Origin of the sequence: Magnetovibrio sp. (assembly GCF_036568125.1) — a bacterium.
Taxonomy (GTDB): Bacteria; Pseudomonadota; Alphaproteobacteria; order Rhodospirillales; family Magnetovibrionaceae; genus Magnetovibrio.
The window spans coordinates 26241-50734 of the sequence record NZ_DATCTF010000012.1 but is presented as its reverse complement, the minus strand read 5'-3'; the positions used below and the strand labels follow the sequence as shown (position 1 = coordinate 50734).

General features: G+C 59.3%; 23 protein-coding genes and 1 tRNA gene. 11 read left to right on the top strand and 13 right to left on the bottom strand.

Going from position 1 to position 24494, the window contains the following annotated elements; all coding sequences use genetic code 11:
* Positions 1 to 40 precede the first annotated feature (40 nt).
* The 4 genes from VIN96_RS09680 (at position 41) to VIN96_RS09665 (ending at position 4126) form a co-directional block, all read left to right on the top strand.
* A complete protein-coding gene (locus VIN96_RS09680; protein WP_331895785.1) occupies positions 41 to 1243 on the top strand; it encodes a pyridoxal phosphate-dependent aminotransferase in 1203 nt (400 codons plus the stop codon).
* Between the two features lie 157 nt (positions 1244 to 1400).
* A complete protein-coding gene (locus VIN96_RS09675; RefSeq protein ID WP_331895783.1) occupies positions 1401 to 1652 on the top strand; it encodes a hypothetical protein in 252 nt (83 codons plus the stop codon).
* Between the two features lie 30 nt (positions 1653 to 1682).
* A complete protein-coding gene (locus VIN96_RS09670; RefSeq protein ID WP_331895782.1) occupies positions 1683 to 1985 on the top strand; it encodes a hypothetical protein in 303 nt (100 codons plus the stop codon).
* A 134-nt stretch (positions 1986 to 2119) separates the two neighbouring features.
* Positions 2120 to 4126 carry an elongation factor G gene (locus tag VIN96_RS09665; RefSeq protein WP_331895780.1) on the top strand — a complete coding sequence of 669 codons (2007 nt, stop codon included), beginning with the start codon at positions 2120 to 2122 and terminating at the stop codon, positions 4124 to 4126.
* 538 nt (positions 4127 to 4664) lie between these two features.
* Here the strand turns inward: VIN96_RS09665 and VIN96_RS09660 are convergent.
* The 4 genes from VIN96_RS09660 to VIN96_RS09645 form a co-directional block, all read right to left on the bottom strand.
* Positions 4665 to 4859 (bottom strand): DUF2892 domain-containing protein, encoded by a 195-nt coding sequence (locus VIN96_RS09660; RefSeq protein ID WP_331895778.1) that lies wholly within the window; start codon positions 4857 to 4859, stop codon positions 4665 to 4667.
* Positions 4860 to 5364: 505 nt separating this feature from the next.
* Positions 5365 to 6261, bottom strand: a complete 897-nt coding sequence (locus tag VIN96_RS09655; RefSeq protein ID WP_331896054.1) for a LysR family transcriptional regulator — start codon at positions 6259 to 6261, stop codon at positions 5365 to 5367.
* 60 nt (positions 6262 to 6321) lie between these two features.
* Entirely contained in the window at positions 6322 to 7305 is a 984-nt protein-coding gene (gene trxB / locus VIN96_RS09650) for a thioredoxin-disulfide reductase (protein ID WP_331895777.1), read from the bottom strand.
* 126 nt (positions 7306 to 7431) lie between these two features.
* Positions 7432 to 8154 (bottom strand): endo alpha-1,4 polygalactosaminidase, encoded by a 723-nt coding sequence (locus VIN96_RS09645; protein ID WP_331895776.1) that lies wholly within the window; start codon positions 8152 to 8154, stop codon positions 7432 to 7434.
* A gap of 229 nt (positions 8155 to 8383) precedes the next feature.
* On the opposite strand from VIN96_RS09645, the gene VIN96_RS09640 reads away from it, so the two are divergent.
* On the top strand, positions 8384 to 8872 hold the full coding sequence (locus tag VIN96_RS09640; protein ID WP_331895774.1) for an Lrp/AsnC family transcriptional regulator: 489 nt from the start codon (positions 8384 to 8386) through the stop codon (positions 8870 to 8872).
* Positions 8873 to 8905: 33 nt separating this feature from the next.
* Here the strand turns inward: VIN96_RS09640 and VIN96_RS09635 are convergent, their stop codons facing one another.
* The 8 genes from VIN96_RS09635 to carA all read right to left on the bottom strand — a co-directional run bounded on the left by VIN96_RS09635 (position 8906) and on the right by carA (position 17042).
* Positions 8906 to 9499: a pyridoxamine 5'-phosphate oxidase family protein gene (locus VIN96_RS09635; RefSeq protein ID WP_331895772.1), complete on the bottom strand. Its 594-nt coding sequence runs from the start codon at positions 9497 to 9499 to the stop codon at positions 8906 to 8908.
* A gap of 14 nt (positions 9500 to 9513) precedes the next feature.
* Positions 9514 to 10119: a glutathione S-transferase family protein gene (locus tag VIN96_RS09630; RefSeq protein ID WP_331895770.1), complete on the bottom strand. Its 606-nt coding sequence runs from the start codon at positions 10117 to 10119 to the stop codon at positions 9514 to 9516.
* 114 nt (positions 10120 to 10233) lie between these two features.
* Positions 10234 to 10806: a TetR/AcrR family transcriptional regulator gene (locus tag VIN96_RS09625; RefSeq protein WP_331895769.1), complete on the bottom strand. Its 573-nt coding sequence runs from the start codon at positions 10804 to 10806 to the stop codon at positions 10234 to 10236.
* 55 nt (positions 10807 to 10861) lie between these two features.
* Positions 10862 to 11362 (bottom strand): heme-binding protein, encoded by a 501-nt coding sequence (locus VIN96_RS09620; RefSeq protein WP_331895768.1) that lies wholly within the window; start codon positions 11360 to 11362, stop codon positions 10862 to 10864.
* A gap of 62 nt (positions 11363 to 11424) precedes the next feature.
* Positions 11425 to 11712, bottom strand: a complete 288-nt coding sequence (locus tag VIN96_RS09615) for a hypothetical protein (protein WP_331895766.1) — start codon at positions 11710 to 11712, stop codon at positions 11425 to 11427.
* Positions 11713 to 11955: 243 nt separating this feature from the next.
* Positions 11956 to 12429 (bottom strand): transcription elongation factor GreA, encoded by a 474-nt coding sequence (gene greA, locus VIN96_RS09610; protein ID WP_331895765.1) that lies wholly within the window; start codon positions 12427 to 12429, stop codon positions 11956 to 11958.
* 114 nt (positions 12430 to 12543) lie between these two features.
* The gene (gene carB / locus VIN96_RS09605) at positions 12544 to 15807 is read right to left on the bottom strand and encodes a carbamoyl-phosphate synthase large subunit (RefSeq protein ID WP_331895764.1); all 3264 of its coding nucleotides are present in this window, start codon (positions 15805 to 15807) and stop codon (positions 12544 to 12546) included.
* Positions 15807 to 17042 carry a glutamine-hydrolyzing carbamoyl-phosphate synthase small subunit gene (carA, locus tag VIN96_RS09600; protein WP_331895762.1) on the bottom strand — a complete coding sequence of 412 codons (1236 nt, stop codon included), beginning with the start codon at positions 17040 to 17042 and terminating at the stop codon, positions 15807 to 15809. Before carA ends, carB begins: the two co-directional genes overlap by 1 nt.
* Before the next feature lie 286 nt (positions 17043 to 17328).
* On the opposite strand from carA, the gene VIN96_RS09595 reads away from it, so the two are divergent.
* The 5 genes from VIN96_RS09595 (at position 17329) to VIN96_RS09575 (ending at position 23479) form a co-directional block, all read left to right on the top strand.
* On the top strand, positions 17329 to 17787 hold the full coding sequence (locus VIN96_RS09595) for a GatB/YqeY domain-containing protein (RefSeq protein WP_331895761.1): 459 nt from the start codon (positions 17329 to 17331) through the stop codon (positions 17785 to 17787).
* 128 nt (positions 17788 to 17915) lie between these two features.
* Positions 17916 to 18746 (top strand): response regulator, encoded by an 831-nt coding sequence (locus tag VIN96_RS09590; RefSeq protein WP_331895760.1) that lies wholly within the window; start codon positions 17916 to 17918, stop codon positions 18744 to 18746.
* Between the two features lie 159 nt (positions 18747 to 18905).
* Positions 18906 to 20765, top strand: coding sequence for a DNA primase (dnaG, locus tag VIN96_RS09585; RefSeq protein WP_331895759.1), 1860 nt, complete (start codon positions 18906 to 18908; stop codon positions 20763 to 20765).
* 138 nt (positions 20766 to 20903) lie between these two features.
* Complete coding sequence (gene rpoD, locus VIN96_RS09580) at positions 20904 to 22973, top strand: RNA polymerase sigma factor RpoD (RefSeq protein ID WP_331895757.1); 2070 nt, start codon at positions 20904 to 20906, stop codon at positions 22971 to 22973.
* A 143-nt stretch (positions 22974 to 23116) separates the two neighbouring features.
* A complete protein-coding gene (locus VIN96_RS09575; RefSeq protein WP_331895756.1) occupies positions 23117 to 23479 on the top strand; it encodes a cupin domain-containing protein in 363 nt (120 codons plus the stop codon).
* Between the two features lie 27 nt (positions 23480 to 23506).
* On the opposite strand, the gene VIN96_RS09570 is transcribed toward VIN96_RS09575, so the two are convergent.
* On the bottom strand, positions 23507 to 23890 hold the full coding sequence (locus tag VIN96_RS09570; RefSeq protein ID WP_331895754.1) for a hypothetical protein: 384 nt from the start codon (positions 23888 to 23890) through the stop codon (positions 23507 to 23509).
* A gap of 172 nt (positions 23891 to 24062) precedes the next feature.
* Between VIN96_RS09570 and VIN96_RS09565 the strand changes: the two genes are divergently transcribed.
* Positions 24063 to 24139, top strand: a tRNA-Ile gene (locus VIN96_RS09565).
* Positions 24140 to 24494: the final 355 nt, after the last annotated feature.

Sequence of the window (24494 nt, the reverse complement as noted above, 5' to 3'; positions counted from 1 at the left end):
CTTGCCGCAAATCAACTTTCTTTTTAGCAGGACAAGCACCATGGCCTTTATCGCTGACCGTTTGAGCCGCATCAAACCGTCCCCCACCATCGCCGTTTCCACCAAGGCCGCCGAGCTCAAAGCCGCCGGCATGGACGTGATCGGTCTGGGCGCGGGCGAGCCGGATTTCGACACCCCCGACCACATCAAGGCCGCGGCCAAGGCCGCCATCGACGCGGGTGAAACCAAGTACACCGCCGTGGCGGGCACCGTCGCGCTGCGCAAGGCCATCTGCGAGAAGCTCAAACGCGACAACGGCCTCGAATACACGCCCGATCAGATCCAGGTGGCGTGCGGCGGCAAGCAGAGCATCTACAACGCCATGATGGCGACGCTCAACCCCGGCGACGAGGTCATCATCCCGGCGCCGTATTGGGTGTCGTATCCCGACATCACACTGCTGGCCGAAGGCACCCCGGTGTTCGTCGACTGCACCGTCGAAAACGGCTTTAAGATGACCGCCGACCAGCTTGAAGCGGCGATCACGCCGAAAACCAAATGGCTGATCTTGAACTCGCCGTCCAACCCGACCGGCGCAGCCTACAGCTTCGACGACATGAAGGCGCTGACCGACGTGCTGGTCAAACATCCGCACGTGTGGGTGATGACCGACGACATGTACGAACACATCGTCTACGACGATTTCAAGTTCGTCACCCCCGCCCAGGTCGAGCCGAAGCTCTATGACCGCACCTTGACGCTCAACGGCGTGTCCAAGGCCTATTGCATGACCGGTTGGCGCGTCGGTTACGCGGCCGGTCCGCTTGACGTGATCAAGGCCATGAACAAGGTCCAGTCGCAATCGACCACGCACACCTCGTCGATTTCCCAGGCTGCCGCGGTGGCCGCGCTGAACGGCGATCACAGCTTCATCGCCAAGAACAACGCCGCCTTCAAGGGCCGTCGCGATCTGGTGGTGAAAATGCTCAACGAGGCCGAAGGCCTGGTGTGCCCGACCCCCGAAGGCGCGTTTTACGTCTATCCGTCGTGCGCGGGCGTGATGGGCAAGACCACGCCGGACGGCAAGGTGATCAACACCGACGAAGACTTCGTGACCTACTTGTTGGAATCCGAAGGCGTCGCCGCCGTGCACGGCGAAGCGTTCGGCCTCAGCCCGTTCTTCCGCATTTCCTACGCGACCTCGAACGAAGCGCTGACGGAAGCCTGCACCCGCATCCAACGGGCCTGCGCCGCGCTGAAATAAGCGCTGTGTGACGTAAACAAAAACGGCCTCCAATTCGGAGGCCGTTTTTTTATGCCGAGGTTCCATCTGGTGGCATTATTTCGTTCACAAACAGCCCCGCCCAACGTCTGTTTCCTGACGAGGACTTGTCCCACCGATCAATTTGGGGAGGCCGCCTATGGCGATGGACGTTGTGACCGTAGCGTATCTGACCGACTGCACCATGCAGGCGACGCGGATTCATTTCGAATTGGATATTCCGGTGCCGCCGGGTCAAGCCAAGGCGCTCAAGGCGGCCATGGAAAGCGGCGACTGGGCGAGCGTCAAGAGCACGGCTAAGGCCTTCGCGCCGGTGGCGGTGTCCGGGGCCTTGGATTATTTGATCAGCGTCGCGCCGCAAAAATCCGCACCGCCGAAAAAGCCGGCCTAAACCAAAACCGTCTGTGCGGGGAGAAACCACATGATTTTCAACAACGTCGACATCAAGGTCATCACCGATTTCACCGCTTACACCGACACGGTCTGCTTTCAGGTCGCGGTGCCGGTGGCCAAGGCCGATGCCACCAAGATCTACGAGGACTTGGCGGCGGGCGATTGGCAGACGACCGAAGGCGACATCACCGCGGCGGTGAACAAATCCGCGCCGAAACAGATCCAAACCTTGGTCACGGCGTTGTTGGCGGCCTACAACGGCACCACCACCGCCCAAGCCGCGAAGGTTGAAGAGAAGAAAGACGACGCCAACGTCGACAACACCCAGTAATCGTAAAATAAGCCTCTGTTTTCCTTGGCTTCGGGCCTTAAGAGTCGTACCATTTTAGCTATAAAAAAATGGCATTAAGGCCCGTGCGGCCTATTTCCGCCGCCCGGCCCGACCAGGGAATAGGGAGGCTGTCCATGACCAAATCCAAGTCAACGCCGCGCTGTGTGGCGCTCATCGGTCCGTATTTGAGCGGCAAGACGACGCTGCTGGAAAGCCTTTTGGTTGCGGCGGGCGCCGTGCACCGCAAGGGGATCGTTCGCGACGGCAGTACGGTCGGCGATGGCGCGCCGGAGGCGCGCGGCCGTCAGATGTCGACGGAACTCAACGCCGCCCATTGTGACTATCTCGGGGACCCGTGGACCATTTTAGACTGTCCCGGGTCCGTTGAATTGTTACAGGAAAGTCTCGGCGCGCTGATGGTCGCCGACGCGGCCATAGTGGTCTGCGAGGCCGACCCGGCCAAGGCGCTGACGGTCGGCCCGGCGTTGCGCATGCTCGACGAATACGACGTGCCGCACATGCTGTTCATCAACAAGATGGACCAAGAAGGCGGCAGCGTGAAGGCGACCTTGGAAGCCTTGCAAGAACATTCGCGCCACCCCTTGGTGTTGCGTGAAATTCCCATTCGCGAAGGTGGCGCCGTGACCGGTCATGTCGACCTGGTGTCGGAACGCGCCTTCAAGTGGCGCGATCATCAGGCCTCGGAATTGGTCGAGCTGCCCGAAAGCGTGCTGGAAACCGAACTGGGGGCGCGCGAAGAAATGCTCGAAGCGTTGGCCGATTTCGATGACGCCTTGCTGGAAGAGCTGCTGGAAAACGTCACCCCCTCGACCGAAGAGGTCTATGACAACCTGTCGCGCGATCTCGCCCATGACGACATCGTGCCGGTGTTTTTCGGTTCCGCGGAACACGACAACGGCGTGCGCCGGTTGTGGAAGGCGCTGCGTCATGAAACGCCGGAGGTTTCGACCACGGCGGCGCGTCTGGGCGTGCCTGAGGGCGGCGCCATCGCCACGGCGCAAGTGTTCAAGACGATGCATGCGGGCCATATGGGCAAGCTCTCTCTCGCGCGGGTGTGGTCCAGCGAGCTTAAGGACGGCCAGGAATATCCCCAAGGACGGATTTCCGGGCTCTATCGGGTGATGGGCCAGAAATTCGATAAGGTCGCGGCGGCCGCGGCGGGTGAAATTGTCGCCTTGGGGCGTCTCGACGGCGCGCACACGGGCGATACTTTGGGCTATGACGGGGCCGCATGGCCGGATCCTTTGGCGCCGCTCTATTCCATGGCGATCGAAATGCAGGGCCGCGCCGACGAAGTCAAATTGACCGGCGCGGTGCACAAGCTGTGCGAAGAAGACCCGTCTTTGAAATTGGAACACGACCCGGTGACCGGCGAATTGGTTTTGTGGGGGCAAGGCGAAATGCACCTGCGCATCGCCATGGACAAGTTGACCGGACGTCATGGACTGGCCGTCAATGCCAAGCGCCCACAGGTGCCTTATAAGGAAACCATCCGCAAGTCGACCACGCGGCGCGCCCGGCACAAAAAGCAATCGGGCGGCCACGGTGAATTCGGCGATGTGGAAATCGTCATCAAACCGCTGGAACGTGGCGTCGGCTTTCAGTTCGAAGACGCCATTCACGGCGGCGCGGTGCCGCGTCAATACATTCCCGCAGTGGAAGCAGGTGTGAAGGAATATCTGTCGCGCGGTCCGTTGGGCTTTCCGGTGGTGGATATCCAGGTGACGTTGACCGATGGCCAACACCACGCCGTGGACAGCTCCGATTTCGCTTTTAAAAAGGCTGCGCAGTTGGCGATGCGCGAAGCCATGCCGGATTGTCAGCCGGTGCTGCTGGAACCCATCTGCGAGGTCAAGGTCTCGGTGCCCAACGCGTTCACCTCCAATGCGCAGCGGGTGATTTCGTCGCGGCGCGGGCAAATTCTGGGTTTTCAGCCGCGCGACAATTGGCACGGCTGGGATGAGGTGACGGCGCATCTTCCGGCGTCGGAAATGCACGATCTGATCATCGACCTGCGCTCGCAAACCCTGGGGGTCGGCACGTTCGGATTTCGCTACGACCACCTGCAGGAACTGACCGGCAAACAGGCCGACGACGTGGTTGCATCGCGTTCTGAATAAATGGGGCGGAATAAAAAAATGGCCGGGCTCTAGGAGCCCGGCCAGTTCGAAAGGGAGGTCTCACGTCCTGGGGGAGACGGAGAGTCTCTAAAGGAGGTTCCGCAGAGCATCAGAGGGGGAGGGGAGGTAACTCTGCGGCCTCCCGATGCGACCAACCATGTTAGCTACATCGTGTAATGCTTATATAAGGAAATACTAATTAAGTGTCCAGAGAAAAAAACGCATTTTTTGTGTAGCTTTGGCAGGGTATTTGCCGGGCGCTCAGGTCATAATTGGTTGATATAAATATATTATTTTATAATTTTTAGCCATTTCTATACTAAAGTATGCAACCTTTATTTTGTTAAAAACGGCATGAAAAGCCACTTAGTCGTGCGCCCAGAATGCTGTGGCATGGTTATCTCGGTCTGGAATCGGTGTTTGAAACGCAAAAAAATCGGAGTCTGCCGCCCGAATACGTTCCCGTGGAACATTTTCGGGCGCACAGCACCCCGATCCTCTTGTTACGGTCTGCTTGTGCAATCCCGAGGGGATGCAATCAGTCCGATTTGCAGGTTTTGATGCCGAACGGCAAATAGGCCGGGCACCAGCCGATAACGGCGGTGAACAGCGGCACGATGCCGATCAGGCCCCAAATGGCCAGTTCGTGATCGCTGAGCATCGCGAACGTGACGGCGGCCACGCCGATGACGATGCGCAAGATGCGGTCGATACTGCCGACGTTAGATTTCATGGGTCTCTCCTCGATTGCGAAATTTCAAATCGGTGCCAAGAAAACCACGTTTTGAAGCACTTGTCTTCAATCGCGTCATAGGAACGCGCACGCCGAGGCGTAGGCAGGGCGGATGGTGACAAAGCGGCCAAAAAAAAGCCCTGGATCATAGAGATCCAGGGCGAGTCTAACAGGGAGGCTTCACGTCTGGGAGACGTGGGACTCAACCGGCCCCAAAATTCCCGGGGGAGGGTATTGGGAGAGTGGGGCCGGGAGCCCGTCCGGACCGAGGTCCGAACGTTCATGCTGCGATGCAGCATCGAACTGAAGTGAATATACGGAACGGGGCGAAAATCCACCACCTACAGTTTGGTAACGCAGGTATGCGCAGGGCGCATGGCTTGGGGAGGGTGCAATCATCGTGCAGCCCAAGGCCAGCAAGGGATTGCGTGGTTGGGCGCGGGCCGTTTTTGACGCGCATGGCAGCGCTGAAAAATGGCGGAAATGTTACGGTATTGTGGCGGCGTTAGCTTTTCGGCAGATGATCTGCGCGAATCCGGTTGAGCAGGAAGTCACGGAACACACCGACGCGTTTGGAATTCCGCAGCTCTTCGGGATACACGAAATAGGTGTTGAAGCTAGGCCCGGCCAGTTCAGGAAGCACCTGCACAAGATCTTCAGCGTGGCTGGTCATATAGTCGGGCAGCGCGCCGACGCCGATACCGCTGCGTACGGCGCGGTAGATGCCGTAAATGTTGTTGACCTTCAGCGCCGGTCGGCGGCTGCGGCCGCTTTGGCCGGCTTCCATCAGCCAGTTGAGATTATCGACCGGCGTGATGGCGTCTTCGCCGTAGATGACCAGGCGGTGATTGTCCAGGTCCTCGGGATTGCGCGGCATACCGTAGCGTTTGATGTAGCTGGGCGAGGCATAGACCCGGTAGTGCACTTCCATCAATTGGCGCTGCACCAGGTCGGGCTGGGTCGGCGGGCGCAGGCGAATGGCCACGTCAGCTTGGCGCATCGAGATGTCCAATTCGTCATCCGACAACACCAACGACACGTCGATGTCGGGGTAACGCTCCAGGAAATCCTTGATTCGCGGCGTCAACCAGATGGAACCGAGCCCGGTGGTGGTGGTGATGCGCAACTCACCCTGGGGGCGTTCGCGCGAATCGCGGATCTGCGCGGTGGTGAACGCCAACTTGGAAAACATTTCCTTGGTGGTGACGTCCAGAAGTTCCCCCTGCTCGGTCAGAATAAGGCCGCGGGCGTGGCGGTGAAATAACGCCACGCCGAGGCTCTCTTCCAACGCACCGATCTGGCGCGACACCGCCGATTGACTGAGGTTGAGCATCTCGCCTGCGTGGGTGAAGCTGCCCGCTTCGGCCACTGCGTAGAAAATTCGCAGTTTGTCCCAGTCCATTACACCGGTATCGGGGTCGCGCAGGCGGTCCATGTCGGTTCCTTACGATGAAAAGGCGTCTTACTTGGATTCCAGTTCCGCAATATAGCGTTCTGCATCCAATGCCGCCATGCAGCCGCTGCCTGCGGCCGTCACGGCTTGTTGATAGGTGTGGTCTTGGACGTCGCCGGCGGCGAATACGCCGGGGATCGAGGTCATCGGCGTGCCCGGCTTAGTGATGATGTAACCGGCATCGTCCATATCCAACTGGCCTTTGAAAATGGCGGTGTTGGGGCTATGGCCGATGGCGATGAACACGCCGTCGACGTTGAGCACGCTTTCTTCACCGGTTTTGACGTTTTTCAGCCGCACCCCGGTCACGCCCGGCGGGGTCAAGGATCCGCCCAGCGGCAAGGCGTTGCCGCCTTGATTGCCGAGCACTTCTTCCAACACCGTGTCCCAGATCACTTCGGCCTTAGGGTTCTTGAACAAGCGATCTTGGAGAATTTTTTCCGAGCGCAGTTCGTCGCGGCGGTGGATCAACGTCACTTTGCTGGCGTGATTGGTCAGATACAGCGCTTCTTCGACCGCCGTGTTGCCGCCACCGATGACCGCGACTTCCTTGCCGCGATAGAAAAAGCCGTCACAGGTCGCACAGGCCGACACGCCCATGCCCATGAACGCTTCTTCGGACGGCAAGCCCAGCCAACGCGCGGAGGCGCCGGTGGAAATAATCAGGCAATCGCAGGTGTAGATGTCGCCGGAATCGCCCGTCAGCTTGAACGGACGCACCGAAAGGTCTGCCGCAACAACGGTGTCGTCGATGATGGTGGTGCCGACATGCTTGGCCTGGGCTTCCATCTGTTCCATCAACCACGGGCCTTGAATGGTTTCGGCAAAGCCCGGGTAATTCTCGACATCGGTGGTGATGGTCAATTGACCGCCGGGTTGCAGGCCGCGCACCATGATCGGTTCCAGATTGGCGCGCGCGGCGTAGATGGCGGCGGTGCAACCCGCGGGGCCGGAACCGACGATCAGGGCTTTGCTGTGGTGTGTGGTCGACATATGAAATCGTCTCCGAATATGTGGCTTGTGGCGGGCCGTGCCGCGCGCAATAAATTTTCCCTAAGATAGAAACGCCAGCGCTATGAAGCAAGCGCCGCGGCTCATGCCATGTGGGGAAAGTTGGTCTTATTCACAGGTCTTGAGCCACGAATCCAGTTCACGGTTCTTGAGAACAGTCTGGACGCCCGATTGGGCGGCGCGTGCGCAGATGTCGGCCCAATCGCGGAGCGCATCTACTTGATCGCTATATTCGACCGCAATGACCGCTTTAGCAGCGTGCACGAACGGCTCAAACGCGTCGCACCACCCCTGTACGTGGCAGTCTTCCAGCAGTGCCCAATCGAACTGTGCGCCCAGTTCGGGCAGCAGTTCCGGAGCATTTTTCAGCGCGATGCTCAAACCCCGCGCGTGGGCCTCTTGGGCCAGCCATAAATTGAAACTGATCTGGTCGTCGCGGGTCAGGTTAAAGCCGGTATCGTTGTCGAATCCGTTGATGTTGTCCGGCTCGATCGCGTCAAATCCTTTATCGCGGCACAGATCGAAGCGTGCGCGCAGCACCGGGGCCAATGCGTCGATGGCGCGGATATCCAGCCACCGTTCACCGACCCAACCGCTGTAGTTGTTGCCAAGAACCGCCGGGGGAAAAGCATCTGCGTCACGCCGCCAATCTTCCCACGCGCCGACGTTGATGTAACACACCAACCGCGTTCCTTTGGATTTCAGCAGGGCAATGGTGTCCGGGGGGGCGTCGAACAGGTCCAAATCCAAAATATCCACGGGCCGCTTGAAGTCGAACGGTTCGCTCAACTGCCAGTCGAATGTGTCGCCAGGGTCAGGGCGCCAAATCATAGCTTCGGCGCCGGCTTTTGGGCTAAAAACGGCGAATAAAGCCAATATCCAACCGATATGAATGCCAATTTTGAGAGGCGTATACATCTAAACGTTGATCCTGTCGCACAGTGAAGAGGATTTTTCTGAAGCACAGGGCAGGATGATTTTATGCAAACCCGTGCGTTTCCCCCTTGCTCAGCCCGCGTGAGTAATATAATTACAAGCGCAACAAGGAGCCTAACCCGAAATGAACGATTCCCGCGTAAAACTTGATCAGATTGATCGCCGCATCCTGCACGACCTGCAAGACGATGGTCGCATCACCAACGTGGAACTGGCGCGTCGTGCCGGCATTTCCGCGCCGCCGTGTCTGCGCCGGGTGCGCGCTTTGGAAGAAGCGGGCTTCATTCAGGGCTATCACGCCGATCTCGACGCCCGCGCGTTGGGCTTCAACGTCACCGTCTTTGCCCAGGTCGGACTGAAAAGCCAGGCCGAAACCGACCTCGACGCGTTCGAAGGTCTGGTCAAATCCTGGCCGGAAGTGCGCGAGTGTCACATGCTGGCCGGCGAAACAGACTTTTTGCTGAAGGTCGTCGCGCCGGATTGGGAAGAATACCAACACTTCCTCACCACCAAGCTGACGGCGGCGGATAACGTCAGCCACGTCAAGTCGGCACTCAGCGTGCGCACCACCAAGCAGTTGCCCGGCGTGCCGATCGAACTCGAACGTATCTGACGCATCCTCCACCGCCACTGTTGATCCAGTCCCTCACGCCGATACGCTTTCGCGCGTCACCGCCAAGTGATGTTCGAGCGCTTCGATGCGCGCGCGCAAGGCGTCGATTACCGTTTCGTCGAACAGGCGTGGAATGTGACGCGGGCAGTTTTCATCCCAAGCCTTGATTTTGAACACGATGGTCGGGTGCGGCGTGTCGAGCGGCGCATCGTGCATGATGGCTTTGAGGTTGTCGTCGAAACTGACGAAGGCCTCGCCCCATAGCTTCAGCCGCCGGCGGTTTGCGTAATCCATCACGAACAGCATGGCGTTGGGGTTTTCGCTGAGATTGCCCTGGGTGATGAACTGTCCGTTGCCGGGGCGTTCGGACAGCATCAAGGTGGTGGCATTGACGACGCGCACGAACCCGGACTCGCCGCCACGGTGCTGAATGTAGGGCATGCCCGCCGCGTTGGCGGTGGCGATGTAGAGCGAAGTGCGGGTGCGGATGAAATCCATCTGCTCGTCGGTTAACCGATCGCGCGCATCGGGATGATCGGACAAGCGCTGCATGGCGTTGCGCGTGCCCATCAGACTTTGGATTTTTTTAACGGCGCTGGTGAACGCCAAGTGGGTGAAGTGGGGCATTGGGTGTCTCCTGTTTAGCCGATATGATCGGCGGGTTGGGTGGCGATAAAGGCGGGCCGTTGCTCGATGGCGTCGTGCCAGGGAGCAAGATCTGGGCGCAAGCTGCGCCAGTCGAGATCCGGCAGGCGGAAGTCTAGATACGCCAGCGCCGTGGCGGCATTGATATCGCCCAAGGTCAATGTCGCCATGTCGGGGGTGACGGGCAGCGCCGCAAGGCACCGTTCGATTTTGGCGACCTTGCGCGCAATGAAAGTTGCAGATGGCGATGCGTCTGTGCGGCGGGTCTCGACCACGACGCTCAGCGCGAAATCCATGATCAGATCGCCCAGCGCACCGTGATTGAGAACGCGCCAGCGTTCGCCGCTCTGGTTGGGGATCAGCGTTGGCCCATCGGCGATGGCGTCCAGGTGCTGACAGATCAAGCGGCTGTCGAGCAGGGGCGTGCCGTCATCCAGAACCAACGCCGGAACCAGTCCCGCCGGGTTGACGGCGAGCAGGTTCGGGTCGTCCTGAAACGGATTGGCGACGATCTCCTCGACCCGGTCCATCAAATTTCGTTCGCGAGCAACGATGCGGGCCTTGCGGGCGAACGGCGACGGCGGGGCATAGAACAGTTTCATCGGAAGTCTCCTGAGTTGAAATGATATGGTACATACTAGTAGGTACAATTCTGGTTCGGTATAAAGCGGGTGCTGCGAAAAAGGGCATGAATCGGATCCTTTGGGAAATACCGATTAAGCGGCGCTGGCGCTCAACGTGCGTAGAGTGGATTTGGCGCCGCGTACCGCTTGCTTGAATGGCGCCGGGTCTTGGTGAATGCGGCTCAGCACGTACCCGCCTTGCACGATTGCCCCCAACATCATGGCAATGTCGTTGGGTTTGAGCGACGCGGGCAGGTCGCCGTCCTTTTGCGCTTCGCGCACGGTGGCGGCGAGATGCTTTTCGAAATAGGTGAAGAAGTCCTGCACGATCGGATTGAGCACCGGATCGGCAATGGCTTGTTCATTGGACAAGCGGCCAAAGCGGCAACCCTTCAACGCTTCACGCGGGGTATCGAGATACGCCTCGATGCGTTTGATTGCGGGAAGGCTCGGGTCCAAGCGGGTGTCGAAATTTTCGCGCAATTGTGCGCCGATTTCTTCCAATGCCGTGGCGGCCAATTCGCGTTTGCCTTCGAAGTGATGATAGAGGCTGCCTTGCCCGGCACCGCTGGCGCGCAGCACCGCTTTGGGGCTCATGGCTTCATAGCCGCGTTCCCACAACAGGTCTTTAGCTGCATCGATCAAAGCGTCGCGTTTGCTGCTCATATCATCCTCCGTGAGCGGCAAACATACCAGTAGGTACAGAAGTGGTCAAGTGGCCTTAAAATGCCAAGTCGTCGGCGATAGCCTCCAGGCCTTTCACGGCGCAAGCTTCGTCCAAGCTGCCACCCGGAGCGCCGGACACGCCGACTGCACCGATCAGTTCGCCGCCGGTTTCGATCACCACTCCGCCGCCGAGCATCAACACGCCGGGGATGTCGCGCACGCCGCTGGCTTCCTTGCCCGCTTGCGAGTTGTCGGCCAGTCCGGTGGTGTTGGCGCGAAAGCTCACCGCCGTATAGGCCTTCAGCGTCGCGGTGCGCGGCGTGTGCGGACCGGCGAAACGATCGCGGATCAGCGCCTGGGCGTTGCCGCCCTTATCGACCACCGCCACGGCGATCTGAAATCCCTCCGCCCGGCAAGCCTCAAGCGTCGCTTGGGCCAATTTGACCGCCAGCTCCGGTGTCAAAGATTTGGTAGTGAAGGTACCTTCGGCTTGAGCGGTGCCAGATATCAAACTGATACCCAATGCAAGAGCACTTAAAACTCTCGTAATGTTCATATCGGTTCTCCCATTTGTTTGATTGGAAGCATGGTGTCGCTACCCTTTCCATTTGTCAAAGTTCACATACTTTGCACTGGTAGAAGAAAACCGAATACGATGGCGCTGATCAACATCAAGGAGATGATCAGTTTAATGCTCCAGAGCGGGAGCGGCAGATCAGCCGGGGGGAGCTGCAGAAAAATGTCTTCCATGAGAAACCTAACGATTTTCTTCTGCGTAAAGATAATCAAAGCGATGAGTAACAAGACCAGCACAATGGTCATTAAAACGCTTTTTTCAAAAAACTCTGCAGCGGCTAAATACTGGACGGCTCCATTAAGGGTATACCAACGGTTCGAACTGCCCATGAACCATTGCCATCCATATAACACGATGAATAGGAGACATGATATTAGCGCTGCTACGGTCAGCCCTTGCCATGCACCAATAATCTTAGTTTTAGGCATAAAAGACACTTCACTTTGTTGATCTGTGAAACCGTGAGCATGTTATGGTTGTCGACAAGTCTACTCATCACCTCAAGTTTGAGAAACAAAAAAGGCCGCCCCACGAAGAGGCGGCCTTTTGCATGTTCTGCATGAGCGGATCGCTTACTTGTAATCCACCTTGACGATCTCATAGTACTTCGAGCCACCCGGCGCCTTGACCTCGATGCTGTCGCCGAGGCTGCGGCCGATCATCACGCGGGCCAGCGGGGACCCGACCGAGATGGTGCCGCTTTTGAGGTCGGCTTCGTGTTCGCCGACGATCTGGTAGGTCTTTTCTTCCTCGGTTTCTTCGTCCACCAGCAACACCGTCGCGCCGAAACGCACCACGTCGCCGGACAGCTTGCTCGGGTCGATGACTTCGGAATGGCTGATGATGGCCTCGAGTTCCAGCAAGCGGCCTTCGATGAAGCTCTGGCGTTCGCGCGCGGCGTGGTACTCGGCGTTCTCCTTGAGGTCGCCGTGCTCACGCGCGATGCCGATGGCCTTGACCACGGCGGGGCGCTCGACGTCTTTCAGCGTGCGCAGTTCGTCTTCCAATTGTTTGAGACCGGCTGCGGTCATCGGGATCTTGTCCATCGGACGGTGCTTCCTTGCTCGATGGTGAAAACTCAAAGGTGGGGACGCAAAAGCCCAAAAAGACGGCGGCCCTTGATTTCAAAGGGCCGCGCGCCGGGTATTCCGGTCCGCGTTTTATAACGCCCGGTAAGGATAAGCCTGCAACGGCTTGACTTCAAGTGCCCCCGTCTGCAAAGCGCGAATGGCGTCCGCAGCCGCCGATGCGCCGGCGATGGTGGTGTAGTGGGGCACGTTGTTGGTCAAGGCCGAACGGCGGATCGAGAAGCTGTCGGCAACTGCGGCCGCGCCCTCGGTGGTGTTGACCACCAACTGCACCTCATCGGACAAGATCGCATCGACACAGTGCGGGCGGCCTTCCAAGACTTTATTGACCTTGGTCACGGTGATGCCGTGTTCAGCCATGTAGTCAGCGGTTCCGCCGGTGGCGATGATCTTGAAGCCCTGATCGGACAGGCGCCGCGCCACCTCGGTGATGGCGGGTTTGTCCGAGTCCTTAACGGAAATGAACGCCGTGCCGGTGGTCGGCAATTTAACGCCCGCCCCCAACTGAGCCTTGGCGAAGGCTGTTTCGAAATTGTCGTCCAGGCCCATCACTTCGCCGGTGGATTTCATTTCCGGACCCAAGATGATGTCGACGCCGGGGAAGCGGGCGAACGGGAACACCGCTTCCTTGACCGCGACGTGTTCGATCTTGGGCGTGTCACCCAAATCGAAATCGGCGATTTTTTCGCCCGCCATGACGCGCGCGGCGATCTTGGCGATGGGAATGCCGGTTGCCTTGGCGACGAACGGCACGGTGCGCGAGGCGCGCGGATTGACTTCCAGCAGATAAACCGTGGTGCCTTGCACCGCGAACTGGATGTTCATCAGGCCGACCACCTTGAGCGCGATGGCCAAGGCTTTGGTTTGGGTGCGAATGTCTTCGATGATGGCGTCCGACAGGGAGTAAGGCGGCAGCGAGCAAGCCGAGTCGCCCGAATGGATGCCGGCCTCTTCGATGTGCTGCATGATGCCCGCGATGTAGACATCGCCGGTGCCGTCGGCCAAGGCGTCGACGTCCACTTCGACCGCGCCTTGCAGGTAGCTGTCGAGCAGCACCGGGCTGTCGCCGGAGACTTTGACCGCGGTGGTCATGTAACGCATCAGGTTGGCGTGGTCGTGAACGATTTCCATCGCCCGGCCGCCCAACACATAACTGGGGCGCACCACCAGCGGGTAGCCGATTTGTTCGGCGACCTTTTCGGCTTCAGGTATGGACCGCGCGATGCCATTGGCGGGTTGTTTGAGGTCCAGCTTGTGCAGCAGGTCCTGGAACCGTTCGCGGTCTTCGGCCAAGTCGATGGCGTCCGGCGAGGTGCCGAGGATGGGGATGTTCGCCGCTTCCAGCGCGTGGGCCAGCTTCAGCGGAGTTTGGCCGCCGAACTGCACGATCACGCCCATCACTTCACCGGCCATCTGTTCGCGGCGGATCAGCTCGATCACGGTCTCGGACGTCAGCGGTTCGAAGTACAAGCGGTCCGACGTGTCGTAATCGGTCGACACGGTTTCGGGGTTGCAGTTGACCATGATGGCCTCAAGCCCAACGTCCTTCATGGCGTAGGCTGCGTGCACGCAGCAGTAATCGAATTCGATGCCCTGGCCGATGCGGTTGGGACCGCCGCCCAAAATGACGACCTTTTTGCGATCAGTGACGTCGGCTTCGCATTCCGGCGGATTGATGCCGTCGCCTTCGTAGCAAGAATACATGTACGGCGTCTTGGACGGGAACTCGGCGGCGCAGGTGTCGACGCGCTTGTACACCGGGCGCACGCCCAGGCTGATGCGCCGGGTGGTGACTTTGCCCAGATTGGTGCCGGTCAATTCGGCCAGACGTTCGTCGGAAAAGCCCATTTTTTTGAAGCGCATCATCTGCACGGCATCAGTGGGCAGGCCGTTGTTGCGCAGCTCTTCTTCGGCCTTCACGATGCCTTCGATCTGGGCCAGGAACCACGGTTCGTACTTGCACGCCTGGTGGATGCGTTCCAACGTCAGACCGAAACGGAACGCCTGGGCGATGACCAGCAAGCGGTCCGGCGTCGGGGTCGACAGCGCGGCGACGATCTTGTCGGTGTCGGGCGCATCGGCGTCGACGCCTTCGATCTCGATTTCATTGAGGCCGGTGAGCCCCGTTTCCATGGAACGCAAACCCTTTTGCAGTGATTCCTGGAACGTGCGGCCGATCGACATCGCTTCGCCCACCGACTTCATGGCGGTGGTCAGCAGCGCTTCGGCGCCGGGGAATTTCTCGAACGTGAAGCGCGGGATCTTGGTGACCACGTAATCGATGGTCGGCTCGAACGACGCGGGCGTGATGCCGCCGGTGATGTCGTTCTTGAGCTCGTCGAGCGTATAGCCGACCGCCAGCTTCGCCGCGATCTTGGCGATGGGGAAGCCGGTGGCTTTCGACGCCAGCGCCGAGCTGCGCGACACGCGCGGGTTCATTTCGATGACGATCAGCGCGCCGTTTTCCGGGTTGACCGCGAACTGCACGTTGGACCCGCCGGTGTCGACGCCGATCTCGCGCAGCACCGCCAGGGATGCGTTGCGCATGATCTGATATTCTTTGTCGGTCAGCGTCAGCGCCGGGGCGACGGTGATGCTGTCGCCGGTGTGCACGCCCATGGGGTCGATGTTTTCGATGGAACACACGATGATGCAGTTGTCCGCTTTGTCGCGCACCACTTCCATCTCATACTCTTTCCAACCCAGCACCGATTGTTCGATCAGCACTTCGTGCACGGGCGATGCCGCCAGACCGCCGGATACGATCTCGTCGAATTCCTGCATGTTGTAGGCGATGCCGCCGCCGATGCCGCCCATAGTGAAGGATGGGCGGATGATGATCGGCAGGCCGATGTGCTCCATCTCCTTGCGGGCTTCTTCCAAGGACTTGACCACGGCGGAACGCGGCGTGCTCAGGCCGATCTTGTCCATGGCATCGCGGAACAACTGACGGTCCTCGGCCTTGGCGATGGAATGCTCGTTGGCGCCGATCAGCTCGACGTTGTGGCGTTTCAGCGCGCCGTTTTCACTCAGTGCCATGGCGGCGTTCAGCGCCGTCTGTCCGCCCATGGTCGGCAAGATCGCGTCGGGCTTTTCCTTCTCGATCACCTTTTCCAGCATCTGCGGGGTGATCGGCTCGATATAGGTGGCGTCGGCCATGCCCGGATCGGTCATGATGGTCGCGGGGTTGGAGTTCACCAAGATCACCCGGTAGCCTTCTTCGCGCAACGCCTTGCACGCCTGTGCGCCGGAATAATCGAACTCGCATGCCTGACCGATGACGATCGGGCCCGCGCCGACGATGAGAATGCTTTTGATGTCTGTACGTTTGGGCATTATTTGGCCTCCATCAAGGCGACAAACCGATCGAACAGATAGTGGCTGTCCATGGGGCCGGGGCTGGCTTCGGGGTGGTGTTGGACGGAAAAGACCGGCTTGCCTTCGAGCTTGATGCCTTCGAGCGACCCGTCGAACAGCGAGGTGTGGGTTTCCACCACGCCCACAGGCAAGGTGTCGCGGTCGACCACGAAGCCGTGGTTCTGGCTGGTGATTTCGACTTTGCCGGTTTCCAGGTCCTTGACCGGGTGATTGGCGCCGCGATGGCCCATGTGCATCTTGTGGGTTTTGGCGCCCAGCGCGATGGCGAGCATTTGGTGACCCAAGCAGATGCCGAACAGCGGCGTGCCGCTTGCGATCACGGCCTGGATCATCGGCACCGCGTATTCGCCGGTCGCCGCCGGGTCGCCGGGGCCGTTGGACAGGAATACGCCGTCGGGCTTCATCGCCAAGATATCTTCGGCGGTGGTCACCGCGGGGACCACGGTGACGCGGCAGCCGGTGTTGGCCAGACAGCGCAGAATGTTTTTCTTGGCCCCGAAATCGACCGCGACGACGTGATGCTTGGGATCGTCGAGCAGGCCGTAGCCGCTTTCCAACGCCCATTCGGTTTCGTGCCATTCGTGGATTTCTTGGCAGGACACTTCCTTGGCCAAGTCCGCACCTTCCAGCGACGGCCAGTTGGCGGCCATGGTCACCAGGGCTTCGGTGTCGATGCCGCTTTCTTCGACCTCTTCGGCGGGCAGGTGGATGATCACGCCGTTGGGCGCGCCGCCGTCGCGGATGCGCCGGGTCAAGCGCCGCGTGTCGACGCCGCTGATCGCCACCAGTTCGTTGGCCTTGAGCCACTCGTCGAGCCCCGATGCCGCGCGGTAGTTGGCCGGATCGGTGATGTCGGCGCGCAGCACGCAGCCGCGCACGGCGGGCTTATCGGTTTCGACGTCTTCGAAGTTCGCGCCCACGTTGCCGATGTGGGGGAAGGTGAAGGTGATGATCTGACCCGCGTAAGAGGGGTCGGACAGGGTTTCTTGATAGCCCGTCAGGCCGGTGTTGAAACACACCTCGCCCAGCGCCACGCCGGTCGCGCCCGCGCCTCGGCCCCAAAACACCGCGCCGTCCGCCAGTACCAGGGCGGCGTTGCAGCCGGCAGGGCGGGTATGGTTGAGGTGATCGGTTTGCGCAGAAAGATTCGTCCCCTCCGTCTCGGCGGGGGCGTTCTGAGTGGGGTCGGCCATGGGCGACGTTCCTCTAGGCTGGAGGGCCTCAAGATCAGGAGGTGGAAGCCGACTTGAGAGGCGGTCGGTGCGCTGAGGTCGAGCGCAACGCCTCGCAAAGCGGCGATTTGGGTGTATTTAAGGTAAAGCGGGCGCGCCGTCAAGACTCTGTTACATAAAAATATGTTTTATTTTCAATGCGTTACAAACTTTTGAACATTTGCCTTTGGGACCGTTTTCGGCTAATCTCTCGCCTTTCCGCAGAATCGCCCCGTTGGGGGGTGGTGATTCAAGCGCAGAGGCTCCCATGCTCAGAGACCAAATCAAAGAATCGATGAAAACCGCGATGAAGGCCAAGGACGAAGTCGGCCTTGCCACCACGCGCCTGATTCAGGCCGCGCTCAAGGACCGCGACATCGCCGCGCGCTCCAAAGGCAACATGGACGGCATCGGCGAGGATGAAATCCTGGGCATGCTGCAATCAATGATCAAGCAGCGCCGCGATAGCATCGAGATGTACGAAAAAGGCGGCCGTCCGGAATTGGCGGAGCGCGAATCCCGTGAAATCGACGTGATCGAAACCTTCTTGCCCGAACAGATGGGCGCTGACGCGGTCAACGCGGCCATCGACGCGGTGGTCAAGGAATTGGGCGCGACCTCGATGAAAGACATGGGCCGGGTGATGGCGGTTTTGAAAGAACGCCATGCGGGCTCCATGGACTTCGGCAAGGCCAGCGGCCAGGTCAAGGCGCGCCTGGGCAGCTAACCGATACTGCGGCTCGTGTTTGGCGGGGCGCTTTTTCTTGAAAATCCACCAACCTTGCCCACCTAAAGGGGTGCGCTGTTGCGCCGTTCCTGCGTTGTCATTCAACGCCGGTAAGGGAGGTGGTTGAAATGCCTGAAAAATCAAACCAGGCCAGCCCGAACACTCGTACGCCTGGACATAACGAAGTCGATGCAATTCTCGCCCGGTTGCGGGTTGAGTTTATCGAAAACACCCGCGATCAATTGGACGAAATTGAAACCCGGATCGATTGGCTCGAGTCCGGCCGCGAAATCAGCGCCGACGATCTGTTCGACGTGCAGCGCAACATCCATAACATCAAAGGCCAAGGGGCGACTTTCGGCTTTCCCTTGGTCGGGCGGGTGGCGCACCTGTTCGAGGATTATCTGGAAAACGTCGGCGGCGTGAAGATCGAGAACATCAAGGATCTGCGTACGTACATCGAAACCATGGCGAACCTCTTGATCAGTGGGGAAAACTTCACCCCACCCCAAACCGAAGAGCTTCTGCGCAGCTTGCCGATGGGCCGCGCGACATCATTTACCACCCAGAAGGTCCACGACGTCGAAGTGCTGTTGGTGATGCCTGCGGGATTGCAGCGCCGTTTGGTCGCTACCGAATTGCTGTCGTGCGGTTTTCACGTCAATCGTGCTTACGACAGCATGGAAGCCTTGGCTTACGCCTTGGACATCACGCCCGATATCGTGTTCGCCAACTACGATATGACGCCGTTCAACGGCTGCGAATTGGCGCGGGTGTTCGGTTCGATCGAACGTTTGCAGGACATTCATTTCGTCTTGTGCACCAGTTACAAGCAAGGCGATGCGCATTTGCGCGGCTTGCCCAAAAACGTATCGGTGGTCGAAAAACGCCGGAATTATACCGAGAGCCTCAGCACGTTGTTGATGGAGTGGGGCGTGTTCGGGCATATGGCCTCGTAAGGCGCGAAACTCACGAAGTCTGTGGATAAGTTTGTGGATAAGCTGTTAGCAGGGTGTGCAAAACATGTGCGCCCTATATAATAAGTATCACGCTCGTTTTGGCGTGCGATGCGGGTATGATGCCTCGGTTGTTAAATTTGACCACGCCCTAAGGTCCGCATGACGATACCTACCCGATTTTTGGATGATCTGCGCGAACGCATCGGCTTGGCCGATGTCGTCGGCCGTCGCACGCGCTTGACCAAAAAGGGCCGCGAGCATCAGGGGCTGTGTCCGTTCCACAAGGAAAAGACCCCATCGTTCACGGTCAACGAAGACAAGGGCTTTTACCATTGCTTCGGCTGCGGCGCGCACGGTTCGGCGTTCGATTTCGTGATGGAGACCGAGGGGCTTAATTTCCGCGAGGCGGTGGAAAAGCTCGCGTCCGAAGTGGGCATGCAGGTGCCCCAAGACAGTCCCGAAGAACGCCAGCGCGCCGAGCGCAAAAACACCCTCTACGACGTGGTCGAAGCGGCGTGCCGCCATTACGAACAGGCCCTGCGCAGTCCCGAAGGCGCGCACGCGTTGGCGTATTTGCGCGGCCGGGGGCTAAGCGACCAGACCATCGCCAAGTTCCGTTTGGGCTTTGCCCCAGATCGTCGTGATGGCATGAAAACGGCGCTGGGCGGCCAAGGCATCCAGGAAGCCGAACTGGTCGCGGCGGGCATGATCATCAAACGCGACGACGGCTCCACCTACGACCGGTTTCGCGGCCGGGTGATGTTTCCGATTCTCGACCGCCGTGGCCGGGTGGTGGCGTTCGGTGGCCGGATACTCGGTTCGGACAAGGGCGTCGCGAAATATCTCAACAGCCCCGAAACCGATTTATTTCACAAAGGCAGGTTGCTGTACGCCATGGATAGCGCCCAGGTTGCTGCGCGCGCAGGGCAAACCTTGATCGTCACGGAAGGCTACATGGATGTGATCGCGCTCTATCAGGCCGGCTTTGAGGGCGCCGTGGCGCCGCTCGGCACCGCGCTGACGGAGGAACAAATCCTCGAGCTGTGGAAGATCACCCCCGAACCGGTGCTGTGTTTCGACGGCGACAACGCCGGCCTGCGCGCGGCGGTGCGCGCTTCGGAACGGGCCTTGCCGTTGATCAAGGCCGGTGTCGGCGTGCGCTTCGCGACGCTGCCCCCGGGCGAAGATCCCGACAGTTTGGTGCAGGCCAAGGGGCCGGGCGCATTTGCCGAGGTGATCGCGGCGGCCAAGCCGCTCAGCCAAGTGTTGTGGGAACAGGAATGCGCCGCGGGCGCGACCGATACCCCGGAAGGGCGCGCGGCGCTGCAAAAACGTCTCGACGACCACGTGCGGCGTATCGAAGACGCGACCGTGCGCAGCCATTTTCAGTCCACCTTCAAGGACCGGGTATGGCAATTGGGGCGCACGAAACGCGACGATCGCAGCGGAGGAGGAAGCGCAGGGCGCGGTTTCAAGCCTGCGCGTACGTTCAAGCCACAGCGCGCGGAGGTGTTCGAAGGCGAAGCCAATAAACATCAAGCCGTCAAATCCGCGCGTGTGGACATGACCCGTTCGCGCGAAGAGATTTTACTGGCGACGTTGCTCAACCATCCCGACCTGTTCGACGACGTTGGCGAACGGCTTGGAAGTGTTGCATTTACGACGCTTGAGCTTGACAACCTTCGCCAGGAAGCTCTAAAGACACTGGCCGGGGAAACTCGTCTTGACAGGGCGGACTTTCAACGCCACCTCAGGGACAGTGGGTATGCGACGATTCTGGACTCGCTTTTGAGTTCACGGGTTTTCGGACATGCCTACTTCGCCCGCCCCGATGAGGATATGTTATCTGCGTTGGAAGGCTGGAACGAGACGTACGAATTGTATTGTAGGCGTGACCTGCAAGCCGAGCTTGACGATGCCCAGCGGCAGCTAGCCGCACATATGACGCCGGAAACCTTCGAAAGGTTCCGAGCCTTGAAAATGCAAGTGCAGTCGGCTGCAGAACGGAACGCCAAATAGCCCCTCAACGATGGGGCTTTCGGTGCTGGTTGGGCCAAGTTTTGGCTGAAATCGGCACAGGTGGTTGAAATTTTCGCGCACGTTTGGGGCAGAGGGGCCCTCGGCGGAGTGCGACACGGGAAAGAACGAACGCGTCACATGGCATCGAACAAAAACGCCCAAAAGACCCAGCCCACAGACGGCGACAACCAAGACGGTCCTTTGCTGGACGCACTTGGCGCCAACGTTAAAAAAATGGTCAAGCTCGGCAAGGAGCGCGGCTTCGTCACCTATGACGAGCTGAACAAAGCCCTGCCGCCCGACCAAGTGTCTTCGGAACAGATCGAAGACACCATGAGCCAGTTGTCCGAAATGGGCATCAACGTCATCGAAGGCGAAGAAGGCGACGACCTGGCCGAAGGCGAGGTGGCCGCGGCTGACGACGACGATGCCGATGATGACGGCGACGACGAGAAAAAGGCCAGCGGCAACGTTTCCGACAGCGATGTCGGGCGCACCGATGACCCCGTGCGCATGTACCTGCGCGAAATGGGCTCGGTCGAACTGCTGTCGCGCGAAGGCGAAATCGCCATCGCCAAGCGCATCGAAGCCGGCCGGGAAATGATGATCGGCGGCATCTGCGAAAGCCCGCTGACCATCCGCGCCATCGTCGCGTGGCACGACGCCTTGATCGCCGAACAGATTTTGCTGCGCGACATCATCGACCTCGACGCCACCTATGGCGGCGGTCCGGGCGGTGCGTCCAACGGCGATGACGACAGTGCGGCCGAGGGCGGTGACGACGCCGAAGAGGCCAAGGCGCCGGAAGTCGAAGAAAAACCCGCCGCTAAACCGGAAGCAAAGCCGGCGGGCGACGATACCGATGACGCCGACACGGAAGGCGAAGGCGGCGAGGGCGAAAAGTCCGGCGACGACGACGAGGAAGACGACGCCGAAAACAACCTGTCCTTGGCGGCGATGGAAGCCAAGCTCACCCCGGTGGTGGTCGAAACCTTCGAAGAAATCGCCAAGACCTATAAAAAAATGCACCGCCTTCAGGTCAAGCGCCTGGATGCCATGCAAGGCGGCGAAGAATTCAAGAACACCCAGGAAAAACGCTACGAAAAGCTGCGCAAGGAGTTGATCGAGCTGATGGACAACGTGCATCTTAACAATGCGCGCATCGAACAGCTGGTCGATCAGCTTTACGACTTGAACCGGGCGATGATGAGCCTCGAAGGCAAGCTTTTGCGCATGGCCACCAAGTCCCGCGTCAAACGCGAAGACTTTATCGAGCATTATCAAGGCCACGAACTGGACCCGAACTGGCTGAGCCAGATCAAAAAACTGCCGGGCAAGGGCTGGGAAAAATTCATCGACAAATACAGCGACGAAATCGAAACCATTCGTGGTTCGATCTCGGAACTGGCCGAAGAGGCCGGTCTGCCGGTGCCGGAATTCAAGCGCATCGTCTCGACCGTGCAAAAGGGCGAACGCGAAGCCGCCAAGGCGAAAAAGGAAATGATCGAGGCCAACCTGCGTCTCGTGATCTCCATCGCCAAGAAATACACCAACCGCGGTTTGCAGTTCCTCGACCTCATTCAGGAAGGCAACATCGGCCTGATGAAGGCGGTCGACAAGTTCGAATACCGTCGCGGCTACAAGTTCTCGACCTACGCCACGTGGTGGATCCGCCAGGCGATCACGCGCTCCATCGCGGATCAGGCGCGCACCATCCGCATTCCGGTGCACATGATCGAAACCATCAACAAGCTGGTGCGCACGTCGCGTCAGATGTTGCATGAAATCGGTCGCGAGCCGACCCCGGAAGAACTGGCGGTGCGCTTGTCCATGCCGTTGGAAAAAGTCCGCAAGGTGCTGAAGATCGCCAAGGAGCCGATTTCCCTGGAAACGCCGATCGGCGACGAAGAAGATTCGCACCTGGGCGATTTCATCGAAGACAAGAACGCGGTTCAGCCGCTGGACGCCGCCATCAACGGCAACCTGCGCGAAACCACCACCCGGGTTTTGGCTTCGTTGACGCCGCGCGAAGAACGCGTGCTGCGCATGCGCTTCGGCATCGGCATGAACACCGACCACACCTTGGAAGAAGTCGGCCAGCAGTTTAGCGTGACCCGCGAACGTATCCGCCAGATCGAAGCCAAAGCGTTGCGTAAGCTCAAGCATCCGAGCCGCTCGCGCAAGCTGCGCAGCTTCCTGGATTACTGATCGAAAGATCTGCTTCACATCCGAAAGGCCGGAGCATGTCGCTCCGGCCTTTTGTGTTTTTGATCGAAATAATGGTCAATGTGGCTGGACAATTACCAAATGTGAGGGTATCTGTTCGATAAATCGAACAGATAGAGGTGCCTATGTCCGCGCATAACGTTATGTCGTTTGACGATCTTTCCGCCGTCAAACCCCAGGTCGAAGCCACCCGTGACGAGATCATGCTGGGCGGCAATCCGCAGTCGACCACCTGGTTGATCAGCGAGTCCCCCGACGGCAAGATGTTCACCGGCATCTGGCAGTCGGACCGTTTCCATATCCGCTTGCGTCAAAACGGCGAAACCGAATACTGCCATATCCTCGAAGGCGTGGTGCGCCTGACCGATAGCGAAGGCAACATCTCGACCTTTTCGGCGGGCCAGGCCTTCACCTTGGGGCCGGACTTCGACGGCGAATGGGAATCGCTCGGCCGCGTGCGCAAACACTTCGTCGTTTACGCGCCTTAAGACCTCCCGGCGGGATCGACGGCTCCCTTAGCGGAAATCCGCCTCAAAATAGAATTTCAAAGATGCGCTGCCGGACCCGCCGTTTTCCGCGACGTCCACGGTCACATCAAATTTCGTCGTGAATTGGCACGGCAGATTGACCCGCACGGTGCGGCTGCCGAGATCATTATAAAAGGTGTCGACTTCGGTGACGTCGATGACGACCTGAAACGAATAGTGCGTCGTGGGGCAGCTTACGACCTTCGTCACGATCACGTCGCCGAGCACTTCGGTCCTTCCGGGATCCAACGTGTGCTCGGGATAGTGTTTGGTGGCGCCATCGACATTGAGGTCGTAAATCCAATCGTTGCCGATATCGCCGCGCGCGTATTCGACTTGCAACAGCGTAACCTTGAAATTTTTGCTGGCCATGGTGCATCCCCATCTGTGGTTTCTACGATTGAGACGCACGGTGACGGTGCATGTGAAGTAGGCAATATAGGGCTTTTCGGGGTGGGGCCAGACTTGCTATAAGCAGGGGCGCCCCGCAACGGGGCGCGCGCGTCGAGAGAAGACGCACCCGATGCATTTGGAGAATGCAAGGGGGCCTGTAGCTCAATTGGTTAGAGCCGACCGCTCATAACGGTCTGGTTGCAGGTTCGAGTCCTGCCGGGCCCACCATTCCCCTATGAAGTTTTAGCCACAGCTTGACACAGGGACATACCTTCCCACCGGCCTAGACTCTGGCGGTTGCATGGTGTGTGGCCGATTCGGGGTTGGGGTTCGCTGCCAATACGCTGGCCGGGCACCTTTCCGCGGTCAGCTATGGCTATGAAGGCAAGGGCCTCGTGACGTGCGGTGCCCCGACCGCACCCGGATCGGCGTCAACAACACACCCACAATCAAGCGGGTACAAGATTTGATAGGGGCGGATGGCCTGCTCGGGCCCTGCCGAGTTTGCAGCCGTAAAGCGAAAAACTCTATCTTGGCGACAAGTTTGTGAAATCTGGTCTTTAACGACGACTAGAAAGTCAAA